Raw genomic sequence first — 558 nt, 5'->3', positions numbered from 1 at the left:
CTGCTGTCGCTCGGCAAGAACAGGATTTCCGGCGATCTGGCGCTGGACGAGAAGTTCGTGCCGGTCGGCACCATCGCGCTCGACCTGCCCGATATCGGCCCGCTGGCGGCACTTGCCCTGGAAAAGGCCGAAGGCGACGTGCGCGGCACGATCGCCTTTTCGAAGAACGGCACCGCACCGCAGGTCGCCATCAAGGCGGCGACCGCGTCGATTACGCGCGGCGACCTGCAGGCGAAAGCCGTCTCGATCGATGCGCTGGTCGCCAACTATCTGGCGGCGCCCGTGATCTCCGGAAAGATCCGCGCCGACACCGTCATTTCGGGCGGCACCGTGATCAGCGGCATCGATGTCGACTTAAAGCGCGACGGCGACTGGACCGGCTTCGCCGGCGGCGCAACCGTCAAGGGCATTCCGGCGCGGGCCGCCGGCCGGGTGAAAGTGGCCAACGGCACGACAACTATCGAGCTTGCCTCCGGCCAGGCGACCGTCCAGGGCATCAAGGCGGCCATTGCCCAGGCCTCGAGCGTCAGCATCGCCAATGGCACGACGACGCTGGAT

General features: G+C 67.0%; 1 protein-coding gene. It reads left to right on the top strand.

Going from position 1 to position 558, the window contains the following annotated elements; translation table 11 throughout:
- On the top strand, nucleotides 1–558 hold a 558-nt coding region (locus EN939_RS37195; protein WP_164751648.1), incomplete at both ends, for a hypothetical protein.

Origin of the sequence: Mesorhizobium sp. M7A.F.Ca.CA.002.05.1.1 (assembly GCF_003998335.1) — a bacterium.
Lineage (GTDB): Bacteria > Pseudomonadota > Alphaproteobacteria > Rhizobiales > Rhizobiaceae > Mesorhizobium.
The sequence above is the reverse complement of the archived record's forward strand: the minus strand, read 5'-3'. Positions and strand labels throughout refer to the sequence as shown.